The sequence below is a fragment of the bacterium genome (assembly GCA_037143175.1).
GTDB lineage: Bacteria > Verrucomicrobiota > Kiritimatiellia > CAIKKV01 > CAITUY01 > JAABPW01.
Genome location: JBAWZF010000019.1, coordinates 17,389 through 35,247, shown reverse-complemented (window position 1 = coordinate 35,247; position 17,859 = coordinate 17,389). Strand labels below are relative to the sequence as shown.

At 54.0% G+C, this 17,859-nt stretch carries 18 protein-coding genes and 1 other RNA gene; 9 read left to right on the top strand and 10 right to left on the bottom strand.

The window, feature by feature from the left end:
• Positions 1-42 precede the first annotated feature (42 nt).
• The 3 genes from WCI03_08110 to pdxA all read right to left on the bottom strand — a co-directional run bounded on the left by WCI03_08110 (position 43) and on the right by pdxA (position 2,251).
• Positions 43-633, bottom strand: a complete 591-nt coding sequence (locus tag WCI03_08110; protein MEI8139816.1) for a LemA family protein — start codon at positions 631-633, stop codon at positions 43-45.
• Between the two features lie 79 nt (positions 634-712).
• Positions 713-1,282, bottom strand: coding sequence for a flavodoxin family protein (locus tag WCI03_08105; GenBank protein ID MEI8139815.1), 570 nt, complete (start codon positions 1,280-1,282; stop codon positions 713-715).
• 21 nt (positions 1,283-1,303) lie between these two features.
• Positions 1,304-2,251, bottom strand: a complete 948-nt coding sequence (gene pdxA / locus WCI03_08100; GenBank protein MEI8139814.1) for a 4-hydroxythreonine-4-phosphate dehydrogenase PdxA — start codon at positions 2,249-2,251, stop codon at positions 1,304-1,306.
• Positions 2,252-2,356: 105 nt separating this feature from the next.
• On the opposite strand from pdxA, the gene WCI03_08095 reads away from it, so the two are divergent.
• Both WCI03_08095 and WCI03_08090 read left to right on the top strand, forming a co-directional pair.
• Entirely contained in the window at positions 2,357-2,629 is a 273-nt protein-coding gene (locus WCI03_08095; protein MEI8139813.1) for a hypothetical protein, read from the top strand.
• Between the two features lie 33 nt (positions 2,630-2,662).
• Entirely contained in the window at positions 2,663-3,127 is a 465-nt protein-coding gene (locus WCI03_08090) for a hypothetical protein (protein ID MEI8139812.1), read from the top strand.
• Between the two features lie 9 nt (positions 3,128-3,136).
• Here the strand turns inward: WCI03_08090 and WCI03_08085 are convergent, their stop codons facing one another.
• Both WCI03_08085 and mnmA read right to left on the bottom strand, forming a co-directional pair.
• Positions 3,137-3,874: an endonuclease/exonuclease/phosphatase family protein gene (locus WCI03_08085; protein ID MEI8139811.1), complete on the bottom strand. Its 738-nt coding sequence runs from the start codon at positions 3,872-3,874 to the stop codon at positions 3,137-3,139.
• Positions 3,874-4,992 carry a tRNA 2-thiouridine(34) synthase MnmA gene (mnmA, locus tag WCI03_08080; protein MEI8139810.1) on the bottom strand — a complete coding sequence of 373 codons (1,119 nt, stop codon included), beginning with the start codon at positions 4,990-4,992 and terminating at the stop codon, positions 3,874-3,876. Before mnmA ends, WCI03_08085 begins: the two co-directional genes overlap by 1 nt.
• A gap of 160 nt (positions 4,993-5,152) precedes the next feature.
• On the opposite strand from mnmA, the gene ffs reads away from it, so the two are divergent.
• From ffs to WCI03_08045, 7 genes are all read left to right on the top strand, one after another.
• An RNA gene (gene ffs / locus WCI03_08075) (signal recognition particle sRNA small type) lies at positions 5,153-5,251 on the top strand.
• Between the two features lie 70 nt (positions 5,252-5,321).
• Positions 5,322-7,067: a DNA polymerase III subunit gamma/tau gene (dnaX, locus tag WCI03_08070; protein MEI8139809.1), complete on the top strand. Its 1,746-nt coding sequence runs from the start codon at positions 5,322-5,324 to the stop codon at positions 7,065-7,067.
• Between the two features lie 29 nt (positions 7,068-7,096).
• On the top strand, positions 7,097-7,411 hold the full coding sequence (locus WCI03_08065) for a YbaB/EbfC family nucleoid-associated protein (protein ID MEI8139808.1): 315 nt from the start codon (positions 7,097-7,099) through the stop codon (positions 7,409-7,411).
• A gap of 6 nt (positions 7,412-7,417) precedes the next feature.
• Positions 7,418-8,020 carry a recombination mediator RecR gene (gene recR / locus WCI03_08060; protein ID MEI8139807.1) on the top strand — a complete coding sequence of 201 codons (603 nt, stop codon included), beginning with the start codon at positions 7,418-7,420 and terminating at the stop codon, positions 8,018-8,020.
• A gap of 16 nt (positions 8,021-8,036) precedes the next feature.
• Positions 8,037-9,785 carry an ABC transporter ATP-binding protein gene (locus WCI03_08055; GenBank protein MEI8139806.1) on the top strand — a complete coding sequence of 583 codons (1,749 nt, stop codon included), beginning with the start codon at positions 8,037-8,039 and terminating at the stop codon, positions 9,783-9,785.
• Positions 9,786-9,900: 115 nt separating this feature from the next.
• Positions 9,901-11,292: an outer membrane beta-barrel protein gene (locus WCI03_08050; protein MEI8139805.1), complete on the top strand. Its 1,392-nt coding sequence runs from the start codon at positions 9,901-9,903 to the stop codon at positions 11,290-11,292.
• Positions 11,293-11,389: 97 nt separating this feature from the next.
• Positions 11,390-12,319, top strand: coding sequence for a hypothetical protein (locus WCI03_08045; protein MEI8139804.1), 930 nt, complete (start codon positions 11,390-11,392; stop codon positions 12,317-12,319).
• Positions 12,320-12,330: 11 nt separating this feature from the next.
• Here the strand turns inward: WCI03_08045 and WCI03_08040 are convergent, their stop codons facing one another.
• The 5 genes from WCI03_08040 to WCI03_08020 are packed head-to-tail and all read right to left on the bottom strand — an operon-like array spanning position 12,331 to position 17,798.
• On the bottom strand, positions 12,331-13,509 hold the full coding sequence (locus WCI03_08040; protein MEI8139803.1) for a polysaccharide deacetylase family protein: 1,179 nt from the start codon (positions 13,507-13,509) through the stop codon (positions 12,331-12,333).
• Between the two features lie 8 nt (positions 13,510-13,517).
• On the bottom strand, positions 13,518-14,792 hold the full coding sequence (locus WCI03_08035; GenBank protein MEI8139802.1) for a glycosyltransferase family 4 protein: 1,275 nt from the start codon (positions 14,790-14,792) through the stop codon (positions 13,518-13,520).
• 13 nt (positions 14,793-14,805) lie between these two features.
• Positions 14,806-15,126 (bottom strand): hypothetical protein, encoded by a 321-nt coding sequence (locus tag WCI03_08030; protein MEI8139801.1) that lies wholly within the window; start codon positions 15,124-15,126, stop codon positions 14,806-14,808.
• Positions 15,127-15,162: 36 nt separating this feature from the next.
• Entirely contained in the window at positions 15,163-17,166 is a 2,004-nt protein-coding gene (locus WCI03_08025) for an amylo-alpha-1,6-glucosidase (GenBank protein MEI8139800.1), read from the bottom strand.
• Positions 17,163-17,798: a DedA family protein gene (locus WCI03_08020; protein ID MEI8139799.1), complete on the bottom strand. Its 636-nt coding sequence runs from the start codon at positions 17,796-17,798 to the stop codon at positions 17,163-17,165. Before WCI03_08020 ends, WCI03_08025 begins: the two co-directional genes overlap by 4 nt.
• Positions 17,799-17,859: the final 61 nt, after the last annotated feature.

The window sequence follows — 17,859 nt, the reverse complement described above, 5'->3', positions numbered from 1 at the left end:
AGATTGTCTTAAAATTCTGTCTACTGAATTCTGAATCCTGATTTAGAACTGCACCTTCGTCGCTTCACGTTCGGCAGGGACCTGAATCTCGAACAGTTGAGCGGCGGTGAAGCCGAAGTTGTTGGCGATCAGGACATTCGGGAAAGTTTCCCGCGCGTTATTATACATCATGACCGAATCATTGTACGCCTGGCGTGCAAAGGAGATTTTGTTTTCGGTGGAGGTGAGTTCTTCCATCAACTGCTGCATGGTCTGGTTCGCCTTCAGATCCGGGTAGGCTTCGGCGACAGCCATCAGTCGGCCCAGCACGCCTGCCATCTGGCTTTCCGCCTGCATCAAGCCCTGCATGGCCACGGCATCGGCCGGGTTGGCGGCGGCTTTCTGGCTGGCGGAGTAGGCCTGATTCCTGGCGGCGATTACGGCTTCCAGGGTGCCTCGTTCGTGTTTGAGATACCCCTTGGCCGTTTCAACAAGATTGGGGATCAGGTCATACCGCCGCTTCAGTTGAACGTCGATTTGGGCAAAGGCATTTTTGAAAAGATTGCGGAGCGATACCAGCTTGTTGTAAATGCTGATAACCATGATGACAATGACGGCCACGACAGCCAGAACAATCAATACTGCTTTGCTCATTAGGATATTCCTTTCACTCCGAAATCGGATTATTTCAAACGCTCCTGTTTATATCCGGTAAACAAGGGGGCAGCAATAATTATCGCGTCTTGTTCAGCAGCCACGCCATGTTCTCTCCTAGAATGGTCATGGTCTTCAGGCCTTCTTCATCTTTTGAGACCTCCCCTTTATCACGGCCGAAGCCCATGTTCCAATAGCAGGAACCGGGGATCAACATCTCCTGGATCAGGAAAAAATGATTGATGGAGTCGAATACATGGATCCCACCCGCACGGCGTGCAGCCACCACCGCGGCCCCCACCTTGCGCTTGAAAAATCCTCCATTGGAACGGGCCACAAATCCCGCCCGGTCAATCAGCGCCTTCATTTCCGAGGTCACGTCGGCAAAATAAGTAGGTGAGGCGAGAATGATTCCATCGGCATCCCTCATGGAGGCGATCCAGTCGTTCACCGGATCCTGCTGGACGCAGCGTCCGTTTTTATTGATACCGCACTGGTAGCAGGCCACGCAGCCATGGAGGAGATTGCCCCCCACCTGGATGAGCTCGGTTTCGATGCCTTCCTGCTCGAGGACAGTGAAAACCTGTTTGATCAGGAAGGCAGTGTTTCCATCCGGACGTGGACTTCCATTAAACGCAACGACTTTCATAGGATCTCCTTATGGTTTTAATTAAGTGGCAAGTTTCATGGCATACAAGACGGCTTGGCGCATGCTGGTGGGATTGGCCTTTCCGGTCCAGGCGATATCGAAGGCTGTGCCATGGTCGGGCGAGGTGCGGGTGATGGGCAGACCCAGGGTAATGTTGACCCCGGTTTCAAAGGCGAGCATCTTAAAGGGGATCAAGCCCTGGTCATGATACATGCAGATGTGGGCGGTGGTTTTGGCCAGCCGCTCAGGCAGAAAAGCGGTGTCCGGCGGGAGCGGCCCCTCGATGCTCAAGCCCGATTGACGGGCTTGAGCTACGGCGGGCTCGATAAAGCGCGCTTCCTCATCCCCGAACAAACCGTGCTCCCCGGCGTGGGGGTTGAGGGCGCAAACGACCAGGTGAGGTTCATGACGGCGCAGACGCCGCATGGTTTCGGCCGTAAGGTGAATGGTGTCAAGAATGGCGGTAATGCTCAATTTCCCCGACACTGAAGCAAGGGAGATATGAGTGGTGACGAGACTGGTTGTGATTTTCTCAGAGCTAAGCATCATGCAGGTGCGCTTGGCCCCGGTAAGGTGGGTCAGCATTTCCGTGTGGCCGGGGTAGGGGACACCTGCCAGGTGGAGGGATTCCTTATTCAGCGGAGCCGTGACAATCGCTTTCACCTGGCCGCTCATGGCTTCATGGATGGCCGCCTCGATACAGCGAGTGGCTGCGGCGCCGCAGGTGGGGGAGAGTTGACCGGGTTGGGCGGAATCCATTCCATCACAGTGGATGTTATGAAGGGATACGTTTTTCGGGAAAGGAAGTCCCGTCGCGGTTGCCACTCGTTGCAGAAGTCGTCCATCGCCAAAAATGACGGGCGTGGAGCAGGCCAGCACCTCGGGGTCGGCCAGCATACGCAGGCATAGTTCCGGCCCCACGCCAGCGGGATCCCCCATAGTTAATGCAATGAAAGGTTTGGCACTCATGGCCCTCTTTATTGCGGAAGATTCCCTCCGGAGTCAAGCTATGGATATCTACACTCCAACAGAGTAATGAATTGATGATCGGAATGAGGAATGCTATAAAAGCTTATGAAGCTGACACTTGAATTGACAGATGAAGAATGGCAGGAGTTGGATTTTGTGGTCAAGAAGGAATGGCGGAGCAGCGAAGTCGAACTGAACCACACACGGGCTTTAGCCTACCAGGACATGCTTAAGGAACGTATCCATCTACTGGATCAGCTTTCTGCAAAGCTTACTTGTCTCAAGCCGACGGTCAAAAATATAATGATCGAGGACAATTCGTGTATTTCGCCGGACGGGGTCCGGCATCATCCGGCAAATCCAGTCAATTTCGGATAAGTTAATAATTATCAAAATGGCCAGCAGATGGTGATGAACACAATACCTATCTTCAGGCTCCTGATGCTGCTCACTCTGGGATCTATCTTTTCCCGTTGGGCTTATAGTGGTGAGGTGACGACGACTAATGTAGTCACCCTGGCCCGGCATGAAACCGTGGCGGAGTTTTGTGGCACTTCCTATCACCAATGTATGGGGCTCACCTCGCTGTGTCCTGACAAGTGCGGGCAGTCGGGGACGATGGCATCCTTTAAAATCACCAAGTACTTGAGTTATGAGAAATTGGGTGAGTACGGGGACCCGAAGTGTGAGCAGTATGTTTTTATGCTTGAGGATAATATGAAGCGTCCCAAAGTATCCCCCGCCATCCAGGCAACGGTGGCTTCCCTCAAGAAAGGGGATCTTGTTTTCCTTTCCTGGCACCATGACTACGTCACGGTGGGCGGGAGTTCCGGGCCGGAACGGCCGCTCATAAAACTGCAGAAAATCCCGGATTAAGAGGCGGCATCACTTCATGATATCAAAGTGGCATATCAGCGGTAGGTGGTCCGAGAAGGTGATGGGGGGCATTTGGAAATCGCGAATGATGATACCCGGGCTGTGCAGGATAAAATCTAATTCCATTTTCGGTGACCAGCTTGGGTAGGTGGCGATTTTGTGGGCATTGGCGCTTTTCAGGCCGGTGGCGGCGAGGAAGAGTTCAATCTCGGGATCGCCCCAGAATACATTGAAATCGCCTGCAATCAGATAGGGCTTTTTCATGTCCTTCACCAGCGAATACAACTCGCACAATTGATGCTGGCGATGTCGGAATTTTATGGAGAGATGCACCAGGAAGAGGGTCACCTCCTCCAATTCAAGCTGGATGACCAGCCGTTTCACCCCATGATCAAAATAGAGAAACCGCTGTTCCTTGATAACGTCCCGGGTAAGAAAGGCATTCATCTGGCGGTTGGCAACGGGCAGGAAGCGAACCCATGAACTGTCGCCGTATTTCGATCTGTAGGTGTGGTAATGGCCCAGGGCAGACGCAATAAATTCCGCCTGGTTCTGGCGGTTGGAGCGGAATGAGCCGCCATCCACCTCCACCAGGCCCACGATATCCGGTTGCTGAGCATGGATAAAGGCGGTGATTTGATCCAGCATGGGGCCGGTGCGCTTCAGGTAGCCGGAACCGGGAAAAGGCAGATGGAAACGCGCCCCGATTCCTGTGCCGTAGCGAACATTGTAGAGAAGAAATTTCATCAGAGTATTGGTTGGGCGTTATTGATTGTCCCACTGCCTAGCACCAGGTCATCGGCATAGAAGACGACAATCTGGCCCGGGGTGATGGACATTTGGGGCTCATCAAACAGGGCCTCAATCGTGTCAGTCCCCGGCACGGACTGAATCACGGCCGGAGCTTCTTTGTGTTGTTGCCGGATCTTGGCGTGAACCCGCAACGGTTGGGCAGGAGGGGTCGCAATACCGATCCAGTTCAGGTCCTTGGCGACTAACCGGTTGGAAAACAGTTCCGAATAGGCGCCGACGACAACGGTGTTGGCGCAGGCGTCAATCCGGAGCACGTAAAGGGGATCTGCTGCCCCCCCGATGCCGAGTCCTTTTCGCTGGCCTATGGTATAATGAATAATTCCCCGATGTTGCCCCAGTATCTGGCCCTGAAGGTTCACGATGGGGCCGGGCTTCTGTTCCTGCTCACCAAACAGTACCCCATAGTCCTTGCTTTCGATAAAGTTCTGGCTTTCCGGTTTATCAGCCACGTCCTCCCAGCCGATTTCCCGGGCAATCGCTTTGACTTCCGGTTTGGTCATGCCGCCGAGCGGGAAAAGCACCTGACTGAGTTGCGTCTGGGAGAGGTGCGAAAGGAAATAGGTTTGATCTTTGGCGGGATCCACGGAGCGTCGCAACTGCCAGCGGCCGGTGGCGGGATCTTGTCCAACCTGGGCGTAGTGGCCGGTGGCAAAGGTGTCGAAGGCAATTCCCTGGGTTCGCGCGCGATCCAGGAGCAGCCCGAATTTCATGCTGCGGTTACAGCGGACGCAGGGGTTCGGGGTGCGACCAGCGCGGTACTCGGAGCGGAAATAATCAAGCACTTCAGTATTATACTCCGGGGCCAGAGAGATCACGTGATGGGGGATGCCCAGGCGGTCGGCCAGGGCTTTGGCTGCCGCAATATCGCGGGGTTCACCGGGTCCATAACACCCCGAAAGGCCTTCGTCGAGGAGGGGGAGTGAGCCATCCCAGATCTGCATGGTCAGGCCAAGGATGTTAAATCCCTGCTTTTTGAGCAGATAAGCGGCAACCGAGGAGTCCACGCCCCCGCTCAGGCCGACTGCGATCGTAGGAATTTTGTTCGTAACCATTGGTTAATATCAGCACAAATCTGTAGAAAGTGTAAGTGAAAAGCGCGAGGGGCTCGGTTTGTACGTTTTTCTTTACGCTTTGGCTGAATTTCAGGTAACTTATGCGCTTGATTGAAACAGCGATAAAGATCTGGTTCCCGATAAGCTGGGACCCGGTGAGGGTCGGGGGCTATGCGACGGAGACGGGCAAAATCCCGCCAGGACCGGAAGGTAGCAACGGTATGCCATGTTTCCGGGCGCCGTAGTTTTTCTGATTTGAGCCGGGGCCCGGCTTATTTGGAATCGGACTTTTTCGTTGAGCTGAATAATGTGTCTGGGGAGGTCGGTTTATGGCGTACGAAGTATTGGCTAGAAAATGGCGTCCGCAACAATTTGCGGATGTGGTCGGGCAGGGGCATGTGACGCAGACACTGCAGAATGCCATCAAGGCCAATCGGATTGCCCACGCCTATCTTTTTGTTGGTCCTCGGGGTACGGGAAAGACGTCCCTGGCCCGCCTTTTTGCCAAGTCACTGAATTGTAAGAACGGACCGACGGTGACTCCGTGTGATGCCTGTGACTCCTGTCGTGAGATTGTGGCGGGTACGTCGATGGATGTCCTGGAAATCGACGGTGCCTCGAATAATGGCGTCGAGCAGGTTCGTGATCTGCGGGACAACGTGAAATTCGCGCCCGTGCATGGCGCATACAAGATCTACATCATCGATGAAGTTCACATGCTCAGTACGGCGGCGTTCAATGCCCTGCTCAAAACGCTTGAGGAGCCGCCGCCTCATGTGAAGTTTTTCTTTGCCACCACGGAAGCGCACAAGGTGCTGCCCACCATCGTTTCGCGGTGTCAGCGTTTTGATCTGCGTCGTATCCGAACTGAATTGATTGTGGAGCGTTTAAATCTGATCGTGAAGGAAGAGAAGATCACGCTCGACAGTGATGCCGCCTTGGCGATTGCGCGTGGAGCCGAGGGCGGGCTGCGTGATGCCGAGTCCGCCCTGGATCAATTGATTGCTTTCAGGGGCGACACGATTACCGAGACGGATGTTCTGGCCGTGTTCGGTCTGGTGTCACGCCAGACCCTGGAAACCCTGGCCATGGCGGTGTTGAAGGGGGATGTCACGGAGATTGTCCGCATCATTGGTGAGTTGGATGCGTCGGGAAAAGACATGCAGCGTCTGGTGCTTGAACTGTTGGATCAGTTTCGTTCTCTTTTGATTTTTATCTGTGCGCCTACCTCGGCGGCAAGTTTGGATATCGTTGAAAGTCAGCTGGAAAGTTTCAAGAAACAGGCCAGTCTGGCGACGCCTGACCGGTTGATGCGGATTGCAGAAGTGCTGTCCCAGACCGAAGATCGCATGCGCTATTCACTTTCACGCAGGACCTTGGTGGAGACGTCGCTCATTCGGTGCGCCCTCTCGACGACGGTGTCAGTAGATGAATTATTGCAACGGGTAGATGCGTTGCGTCAGTCATTGGGTGGTGGGGCGGCGGTTCCGGTGGTGCCCGTGGCCTTACGGGACGCGCCTGTAACCTATGCACGCCCTCCGTCGCCGCCAGCATCACCTGCAGCTGCCGCACCCGCAGCGGCCCCGGTTGTCCGTCCCCCTGCTGCCAAACCTGCGCCAACCGCCCCTGTGGCACCAGTTGCCCCGCCAGCTAATGAATTAGAGCATATGATGGCGCAATGGCGGAGCGAAATTGTGGAACGTGTCGGCCGGATCGGGACGGCCGCATTGGCGCGAAATCTTTTGCTGGACGCCCGGCCGCTCTTGGTGGAGCCCATGCGTGTTGTGATCGGGTTTGATCCTGAGTTTGCGCAAAATCTAGAGAAGATTCAATTGCCGCATTACATCAAGGCCATTCAAGGGGTGTTGACGACATTTTTGAAGCGTCCCGTCAATGTGGAGTTTCAGTTGATTGCGACGGACGCATCCTCTGATGTGCCGGCGGATCACGTTGCGGATCAGGCCGGAACTGGCGAGGGGAAGGGGCCAAAGTCAAAGCAGGATTGGTACAAGGAGCCTGTGGTGAGAAAGACCTTGGAGTTTTTCAACGGTTCGATTGTGGATATCCGGGAGTAAGCGAAGGATAGTAAATTGGAGAAACGATTATGAATGTTATGAAGATGATGAAGCAGGCGCAGACGATGCAGAAGGATATGGAGCGCGTGCAGGCTGAGTTGGTTCTCAAACGCGTTGAGTTTTCCTGCGGTGGCGGCATGGTGACGGCGGTTGCGACGGGGGATGGAAGTGTCGCGAGCATCAAGATTGACCCCCGTGTGATTGTAGCTTCCGATAAGGAGTTGCTCGAGGATATGGTTCTGGCGGCAGTGGACGGTGCGATCAAGAAGAGCCGTGAAATGGCCGCCGCCGAGATGCAGAAAGTTACCGCCGGGATAGGGATGCCGGGTCTTTTTGGACACTAATTATCCATGAACGGGCTTGAGTATTTGGATCGGATCACCACGGCCCTGAGCAAGTTGCCGGGGATTGGGCGCCGTTCTGCTGAACGCCTGGCCTACCGGCTTGCGGGGGATCCCGAGGGGGTCATGCGCGAGCTATCTGAGTCCTTGCAGGCGGCTCGTGAGAATATCCGGCTGTGTCATCTCTGCGGTAGTATCACAACCGTGACGGAGATGCCCTGCCGTCTCTGTACCCATCCCTCACGTGATGGGATGATGGTGTGTGTGGTGCAGGATCCCAGTGATATTGTGGCCTTGGAACGTACCGGCACCTATAAGGGGCGGTATCATGCCTTGATGGGCATCATTTCACCGATGCATGGGGAGGGGCCGGGGGATATCCGTCTTCAGGCACTTCTCAGGCGGTTGGACACCGAGGGCTTCCAGGAGGTCATCATGGCCTTGGGTATGGACGCGGAGAGTGAGGCCACAGCCAGTTACATTGCCGAGATACTGAAGCCGCGTAAGCTTCGCATCACCCGCCTGGCAACCGGCATTCCGGTGGGGAGTGGGATTGGATATTCGGATAGTATGACCTTGGCACGTGCCATGAAGGGGCGTCAAAGCCTCTAGTCGAAGGACGGATTTCATGTCATCGCGTAAACAAAAACTAAAGAGCCGTGACCTCGCGTCGTATCGCAGGTTACTGGGGTATGCGCGTCCTTATTTGGGGCGGTTGACTCTTGGCGTTCTTTTTGGATTTATCTGTGCCGGGGCGAATACCGGGCTTCTGGCCTTTGTGAATAAGGGGATTCCGTATTTTTACAAGACCGATACGCCGCGCCTGACGATCATTCTGATCGCGCTGGTCCTGCCGCTTGTGGCATTGATCCGGGGGATCGCTGATTTTATCACCCGTTATCAGATCCGCTGGGTGGGCTCACGGGTAGTGATGGATTTGCGAAATGCGATTTTCAAAAAATTGAATGAACTATCTCTGTCCTATTTCGTTTCTAGCCGTTCCGGGGAATTGATTGCCCGCACCACTAACGACCCCATGGCGGCAGAAAATGCCGTATCCGTGGTGGTGGAGGATCTCGCCAAGCAGCCCCTGACCTTGATCGGGGCGGTGGGGTACCTTTTATACATTGATCCATGGCTGGCCTTCATCAGCTTGGTATTGTTTCCCATTTGCATAATTCCGGTTGCCATATTCGGGCGCAAGGTGCGACGTTTCACTCGTGAGGCTCAACAACGTGTGGCGGACTTGGTGTCGGTATTACAGGAGATGATCGGGGGGGTACGTGTTGTCAAGGCTTTCGGGATGGAGGCCTATGAAGTGCGTCGCTTTGGAGACCAAAATCTGGCTTTCTTCGGGCGAACGATGAAAGGCGTGCGAGCCAATACATCGGTGGAACCGATGATTGTTTTCATTTCCTCCTTTGGATGCAGTCTGGTGTTGGTCTACGTTTGGGCGCGCGGCATGCCGGTCAGCGATTTCCTCACGTATGCGATGGCTTTGTTTATGATGTATGAGCCGGTTAAAAAAATCAGCCGTATTCATCTTCAGGTTCAGCAAGCCCTGTCATCGGCAGATCGGATTTTTGACCTGCTTGATACTCCGGTGGATGTTCAGGAACGAGCCGGGGCAGTGGAGTTCACCGGTCCTGTGCAATCGATCACGTTTGACAAGGTGACGTTCTCCTATGGCCGTGAACGGAATATTCTGGATGGCGTGGAGCTTGATGTCCGTGGAGGGCAGCGCATTGCGATTGTTGGAGGATCGGGTGCTGGCAAGACGACCCTCGTCAACCTTCTGCCACGATTTTATGATGTGACGGGAGGAGCCATGATGATCAATGGTCAGGATGTACGGGAGTTCACCATTCCCTCGTTGCGGCGGTTGATGGGGATTGTGACGCAGGACACGGTCCTGTTCAATGACACGGTCGCCAATAACATCAGCTATGGATCAAAGGGGGCATCGCGGGAAGAGATGATGGCCGCGGCCAAACGCGCGTACGCCCATTCCTTCATTATGGAAATGCCTCAACAGTATGAGACGATGATCGGGGATCTCGGGGTGCGGTTGTCCGGCGGACAGAAACAGCGTTTAGCCATTGCTCGGGCGATGCTCAGAAATCCCCCCATTATGATTTTGGATGAAGCGACCAGTGCGCTCGATACCGAATCAGAGCGGCTGGTGCAGGCGGCGCTTCATGAACTGATGAGTGGGCGAACGGTGTTCGCGATTGCTCACCGCCTCTCCACCATCGCGGATTGTGATCGGATTATTGTCCTGGATAAAGGGCATATTGTTGAATCGGGAACACATGACGAACTGCTGAAACTGGAGGGGCAATACAAGCGACTTTACGATTTGCAGTTCGCAGGTTGAGGTCCGGTTCGTTTTTTTATTTTGTTTAACGGCGTAATTTTGATATGAACAGAGTTTCCTTGGAGTATTTTCCGGGGTCGTGATTTATTTATCAGTTGAGAAAAGGGACATATCTATGAAATACGGACATTTTCTTCGGTTTGCGATGGTTGCTGGGCTGGCCACGGGTATGATGACAAAAGCACTTCCTGCTCAGGCTCAGGAAACGGGAGATCGGCATCCATTCAATATTTCTTTGTCCCCTGGCTTTATTGACATGGAGGGTGACTTTCCCACTAAGGATGGTTTTGAGGGTTCCGTCAAACTCGGGTATGACATGAACGACTGGTGGTCGTTTGAGGGTGGTCTCTTTCTTGCACCGGTGCTAAAAGCGCAATACACCCCTCGGCGTGATGCGACAACGGGCGGGGTATGGAAAAATGTCAATCTCCTCGGCGAACAGACGGGGGATCCGGGGATCAGCCAAACAACGGGTTATGGGTTTACCATGGACGCCCTTTTCCACCCCACGCCTTGGAAACGAGTGGATCCTTATCTGGCGATCGGCTTTCAGGGTATCGGTTTTACCGATGACATGAAGGACTATGATACTTTCGCAGTAGGTCTGCGGGGCGGCGGTGGCGTTATCTATAATATTAATGATTCCTGGGGCCTGCGTGCTGATTACCGTGCGGGTTTCGGGGACGGCGGCAAGAAGGCGACGGTTAATGCGACCTATGAAGTGGGTGTGCGCTACGTCATCGGTGCCGATGTGCCTCATAAATTTGTCGTGTCCGGTGGGCCCAAGGACAGCGATGCCGATGGGTTGACGGATGATGAGGAGAATAATACTTACGGGACGAATCCCCACGATCCTGATACGGATCACGATGGGCTTGGCGATTTCGAAGAAGTGCGCAAGTACAAGACTGATCCCTTGAATCCTGATACCGATTTTGATGGTTTGAAGGATGGCGCTGAAGTGTATAACTACCATACCGAGCCGTTGATGCGTGATACTGACGGTGGTGGAGTGGCGGATGGGCATGAAGTGATTGAGGATGGAACTGATCCGCGCGCTGGCCACGGGGCTGATGATCTGCAGCTTTTCGAATTGAACATTCAATTTGACTACGACAAGGACATCATTAAGCCTGAGTATTTCAAGGATCTGGATATCATTGGGAAGGTGTTGCAGCGTGATCCCGGAGCGACCGCGCGTATTGAGGGGCATGCCGATAAGCAGAAGAAATCAAGCAAGCCGCACAATGACCAGCTGTCTGAGCGTCGTGCTAAGGCCTGTGCGAATTATCTGGCGACCAAGTGGAACATCAATCGTGCCAACATGACGTCGGTTGGTTATGGCTTCAGCCGCCCGAAAGCGAAGAATGATCCGATTGTCGGGAACCCGGTGAACCGTCGCGTTGAGGTCTATATCCGTAAGTCAGGTAAACCTGAGCCTACGACTCCCCTGACGCAAGTGGAAGTCAACAGTGTGGGTGCTGTAGTGCCTGTTGAAACGAAGTAATTATTGATGATTACTGAAGGCCCGGAACAGCAATGTTTCGGGCTTTTTTATTTTGGCTTTGAAAGCATTTTGAAAAGTGATGAGTGCCCTGAATAACATGCCGATGCGAAAGTACCTGCGTTATAAACTGGAAGCGTGGGTGTTTGCCTTGGCATTGGGGTTGATTCCTACGCTTTCCCGTAAGACGATCATGCGGTTGGCCCGCTTGGGGGGGCGACTCGGTTGGATATTTGCGCGCCGGGATCGGCGTATCGCGATGGCTAATCTGGATCTGGCGTTTGGCGATACCATCACGGTTCGTGAAAAACATGTGATTGTGCGGCAGGCATTTACGACCTTTTCACAAACCGGGCTGGATTATTTCTGGTTCTCGCGCGACCGGGAGCAGCGTATGCGCGAATGGGTGGTGGTCGATGAAGCCGCACGAGTGTGGATGCAACCGGGTAAAAGGCTGATCGGAATTACCGCACATTTTGGAAATTGGGAAATGCTGGGTTGGCTTTTTGCCTTGCATGGGGCCACTATTTCGAGCGTGGCCAAGCCGGTGAAAAACCCGTTAATTGACGCCGAGATTAATCGGATCCGAATGCAGTCAGGACAGCAGATCATACCCCGGGACGGGGCCCTGCGTGCCCTGGTGCGGACTTTAAAGAACGACGGGGTCATTGCCTTGCTGTTGGATCAGGACACGCTGCCTGCCGAAGGGGGGGCGTTTGTGCCGTTTTTTGGCGTTCCCGTTCCCGTGTCCTCGGCTGGCGCCGGTCTTGCCCTCAAACTCCAGGCCCCCATCTTGATGGCTTTTTGCGTATGCCAGCCTGATGGCCGATATAAGAGCTATGCAAGTCGGCTGTTCCTCCCGGAAGAGATTGCGGGAATGAGTGCTGATGCATTGACTGCGAAAATCACCATGACGCTTGAGGAAGAGCTTCGGAGGAATCCCGGACGATGGCTGTGGAGTTACAAGCGATGGAAGCGACGGCTCCCCGGTGTTGATGCTGCGCGATATCCATATTATGCGGATTGCTGATACGTCTGATTTTAGCGGGCGGCAAGGCGCTCGGAAAAATCGGTCAGAATGTTCATGAAGTTGATATAGGCGTCGTAGGGAGAATGGTAAGGACTCAATTTGCCGTTTTCGCTATCAACGGTGAGTTGCTTCGTGTTCATGTAAAGGAAATGGTCGGAAACCTGCAGGTACCGCCACGCGTGAAGTAAGGCGGGATCCGGGTGTGCCTTGACTTCCTGCTCGATCAGATATAGCCCGTGAATGGCGTCTTTTTGCATTTCATTCCCCATCCAGTCTTGGGATTCCTGTTCGGCATCCTCCCAGGATTTAAATCCGGGGATGGAGATGGATCCACAGGTTGTGTTGGTGTTAACCGCTTGGGCTGGGGTTTCAAGCATAAACCCTTTATGTGAAAGTAACGTGCCCGGGAATTGATCTAGAAACTCCAGCGCGCCAACTTCACCGAGGGGATGTTCTTCAAAAGCATTGAGATCGCTGGTCAGGGTGATGATCTCGCCTTGTTTCTCAATCAGGCGACTCATAAATTGGCTGGGGGTTAAGGGGGCTAATGATAGCCCTGCTGTGGGCGAAAACCGGGCGATATTATCGGCAAGCAAGGGGTTTTTAAGAAGGAGTTTGAGGGCAGGGTGAGGGGCGGACTCATACAGGCGGTTCAGTGAACGACCTCCCAGCATGTGGTCGGCACCAGAAGCAAGCATGACCTTGAAGCCGAAAGAATTGGCTTCGTGCGCGATATCATTATTGTAGCCCAATGCATGATAGTGAAAGGTTTCAGGTGTTTGCCCAAAAAGACTGTTCAGCTTTTGCTGATGAAGTTCAATTTGTTCCCTGAATTCCGGCTTGGAGAAAATAAACGCAAGGGAATGGAAGTAGGGTTCACAGATGAACTCGACACAACCGGTATCGGCCAACTGTTTGAACTGGGTGAGAAGTTCCGGTTGAAAACGTTCGAACTGGTCGATGGCTACACCGGACAGCAAAATAGAAAACCGGAAATCATTTTTGTATTCCTTGATTTGCTTCAATAGAATCCGGGTTGCGGGGAGGTAGCAGTGGCGGGTGACTTTGTCCAGATGGGCAAAGTCAGCGACATCGTCGGCATAGCTTATGGATTCTCCGATATCAAAGAAGGAATAATGTCGCAAGCGGTGCGGCTCATGAACCTTGAGGATGAGACATACGGAGGGCATGATTCGCCTCAACTTAGAAGTTTATTGTAGAGGAGTTGAATGCGTGCGGCGGCAACTTCCCACCGTACATTGCGAAGCGATTTTCGGCCACTTCGGAGCAGTTCTCTTGTCAACACGGGATATTTGAGGACGGCCAGGATCTTATCGGCAATATCGTCAACATCCCAGAAATTCACAGTGAGGGCGTGGGGAAGGACTTCATTGACGCCTGCCTGTCTGGACAGAATGACGGGGACATCATAAAGCATGGCTTCCAAGGGGGAGAGCCCGAAGGGTTCTGAAACGCTGGGCATGACGTACAGGTCGCTCATGGCGTACATACGTTCCACGTCATGGCCATTGAGAAATCCCGTGAAATGGAAATGGCGCCCCAGTCGAAGCTCCCCGACGCGTTCGATCATCCGGGGCAGCATATCGCCGGAACCGGCCATGACGAAGGTGACGTTGGACATCTTTTCAAGAACCCTGGCGGCCGCTTCTACAAAGAAATCTGGCCCTTTTTGTGATGTGACACGGCCCAGGAAAAGAACGATTTTGTCGTTGCGGGGGCGGGCGACGTGGTAGACCTTCTCGATGTTCCGACGGGATACCGCATTATGGATGACGCTGACCTTTTCCGGGGCGATGCCGTATTGATCCAATATCAGGTTGCGGGTGTAATGACTGACCGCAATGACATGATCGGCCTCCTGCATGCCGAGCTTTTCAATGTCGAAGATGCTTTGATTGGTGTGGTCGCCACTGCGGTCATATTCAACCGAATGGACATGAACGACCAGGGGCTTCCCTGTTACGCGTTTCGCCCGGATAGCTGCCAGAAAAGTCATCCAGTCATGGGCATGGATCAGGTCGAAGTCACCATGTTGCGCAAGATCCTCGCCCACTTCGCTGTAGCGGGCGACCTCGGCCATCAGGTTCTGGCCGTAATGTCCGGTGGACTCGATGACACTCGTACGATTCGGACGCTCAAGGGCCCGTTCGGCCGTGGCGTTCAGGACGGTCTGGTATTCAGCGTCATTGAGATAAGGACGTAGAATCGAATCAAACGGCTTGATGTCGAGGTGCTCGAAAAATTCATCAGCCGTGGGAGGATAGGCGAAAGGTGAGGCGGAGGCAGCCACCAGTTGCACATGTGATTCTGCAACTGGCGATTCCGCTCGCGGCACCACAAAAGTAATCTTCGCGCCATGATGTGATAGCGTTCGTGTAATTTCATAACACGCTGTTCCCAAGCCTCCGCTGATGTGAGGTGGAAACTCCCAGCCGAACATCAAGATACGCATAAGGGATTATACCTCAGATGATGCAGTCGACTCTCCAGCAACAGACGAAATGGGGGCAGGCGAGGGTGCCGGTGCCGAAGCAAGGCGTGTTTTTTTCAGCGCGTTGGATGGCTAAAATAAGTTCTGCCTTTTCCAGTTTGTCCGCGGTGACGCCCAGTGCTTTGGCCTTGGCTTTGATTTCCGCGAGGTTAAGCCCTGCTTTTTCTTTTTTGGAAACGGCGGAAACCGGTTTGGAAGCGACGGGCGCCGGCTTGGCTTTTTTCAGCTTGCTCGCTGCGACTGCCGGGGCTTTGGGTTTGGCTTTTGTAACGGTCTTGGGCTTGGCAACTTTCATCTCTGCGTATTCCTTTGGTTATAACTTGAGGCCATCTTAGCGGGAACAGGTGCGACCGCAAAGCGTAAAAAGTCGGATCAATTCGGCACTGCTCCAGGCCTGTGCGGGACAGCCATTCGGGCGTTGAGGCGAATCTCCATCGAAGATTTCGGGGACATTGATTAACCCCCGGCCTTTCAGGCTGTAGTCCAGAAGGGGCCGCAGCTGTTGGGATAATTCCAGGGCCGCCTGGGCAGGGGTACTGCTGGTTTTCAAGACCGCTTCTCCGTAATGCCCCAGCAACCAGGGCCATACGGTGCCTTGGTGGTAGGCTGCATCGCGGGTGGGCTGGTCTCCCTCGTATCGGCCCCGGTAGGCAACATCATGCGGGGCGAGGGTCCGTAATCCGTACGGAGTGAATAAATCCCGCCGTACGGTTTCCACGACGCTTTTGCGCTGACGGGCGGTCAGGGGAGAGAAGGGGAGGGAGGCTGCAAAAATCTGGTTTGGACGAATCGATTCGTTCAAGATTCCTTCGGCAAACGAATCCGCCAGATAGCCGGGGCCTTCCAGCCAGAAGGTGGAGGTGAAAGCGGTCTTTAATCGTTTGGTGAGATCCGCCGGCCAGGGCAGTTTTTCATGAAAACTGGTGGCTAAAGTTTCGCAGAAGACCAGGGCGTTGAACCAGAGCGCGTTGAGTTCCACGGCAAAACCGTAGCGCGGGGTCACCGGCTGACCGTGTGATGTTGCATCCATCCAGGTCAATTGCGTATTCCGGTTGCCGGCATGCAGGAGCCCTTCAGGCGTCATAAAGACATCGTAATGGGTTCCGGCCATGAAGCGGGTGGCAATACGTTTCAGTACGGGCCAGAGGGTGTCGTGCAGGGTTTTTCGGTCGCCGGTGCATTCCAGCATTTGCTGAACAGCCCAGAAATACCAAAGGGAGGCATCCACCGAATTATAGGCGTGATGTTCCGGATCGGCCGCGAAGCAATTGGGTATTAGGCCATCCCGCTCGTGGGGTGCGACGGCTTTCAGGATTTCAATCCCGAGCTCCGGACGGCCGGAATAAAAGGTGAGTCCCGGCAGACTGATCAGGGTGTCGCGGCCCCAGTCATCAAACCAGGGATAACCGGCAATGATGGTGGCACGAGCGGAACCCGGCGTACGAATGGTGAAGTGGAGGCCACTTCGGATAAGGGCGGGCAAGGGCTCGACCATGTCGGGATCCCCGGAATGAAGGGCCACCGCCTCGGCTTCCCTGGCACAGGCCTGGCGCCGGGCGTGTTCCTTGTCCCAGGTGGCGGGAAGATCCTGTTGGGATAAAAGTGATGCGGAGACAATCACGCGTCCCTGCGGGGGTAGCGTGAGCTCCAGGGTGCCCGGGCAGAAGCAGTCTTCGTGATAATCATAGCCCCGCTCCGCTTCCATGAAATATTCGAGATTCCGGTACCATACCGGTTGAGCCTCGAAGCGCGGTGGTTGACTGGCCTGAATGTAAAGCGGGGGCAAGCCATCGTAGGGATGGATACTGAACCCGTCGGGGGCTTCTGCAGACTGGGTGTGGATCAACGTGTCTTCCTGCTTGAGTTCGTGATGGCGGCGGAAGGCGAGCAGGGGCTTCAGCCTCAGCCGGACGGGAACCTGGCTCTGTTCCAATTGATATTCGACCAGCACGGTGTTTTCGCCCTGTACCATGAGAAGGCGCTTTTGGATGACCATGCCTTCGAACTGATAGCGGAAGACCGGGCCTTCCTCGAGGCGGAATTCCGTCAAGTAGCGATGGCCGTCCGGATGCATGACGCCCGGATAGCAATTGCTGGAAAGCGGGTACTCGCCGGTGGCGGTAATGATTGAATCCTCGTACTTGGAGAGCAGTGTAAACCGTCCGGCGGGGTTGGCCAGGCCTGCAACAAGTAAGCCGTGATATTTCCGGGTGTTACAGTTGTGAATCGTGCTGGAGGCGTACCCTCCGTTACCATTTGTCTCCAACCACTCACTGCGTAATGAAGTGTGGAGTTCCTGGCATTTCTCTTTGGGAATGACGGGAAGGGGGGTCATGGTTGGGCGGACGCTTTTCCGTATTTTGCCTGACGACGTTTGTGGAGCCACGTATAGACGACGATGATAACCACGCACCCGATGATCACACCGATGGTGCAGATATGGGAATATTTTTTAATGAGATCCATGTTCTTTCCGCATAGAAAGCCGATATACGCCAGAATACTGACCCAGATCGCGGAGCCAATACCGGTATAAAGCAGAAAATGCGACATTTTCATGCGAGTCAAGCCGGCCGGAATGGAAATGAGGTGTCGGACGACAGGTATTAAACGGCCGGTGAAGGTGCTGATTTCGCCATGAGCCTGAAAGAACCGTTCCACCATGGCGAACTTATCCTGCGGACAGAAGAAATATTTGCCGTATTTTTGAAAAAAGGGGCGTCCGAGCCACATGGCGACGGTGTAATTAAGTAAGGCTCCCAGCCAACTTCCTAAAACGCCCAGAATGATCACTAGCGGCATACTCATGGTGCCCATGGAAACGAGGTATCCAGCCTGTGGCATAACGAGTTCACTGGGTATTGGAAAGACGGAGCTTTCCAAGGTCATCAGGAAGACAATTCCGGGATAACCCATGCGTTCGATAATGTCGACGTTGGCCTGGAACAAATGCGCTAAAAACTCCATAATTCAATCTCCTTAATGTAAGTGCGTATTAGTGACATAAGCCCGCAGGTCAATGCAAGCA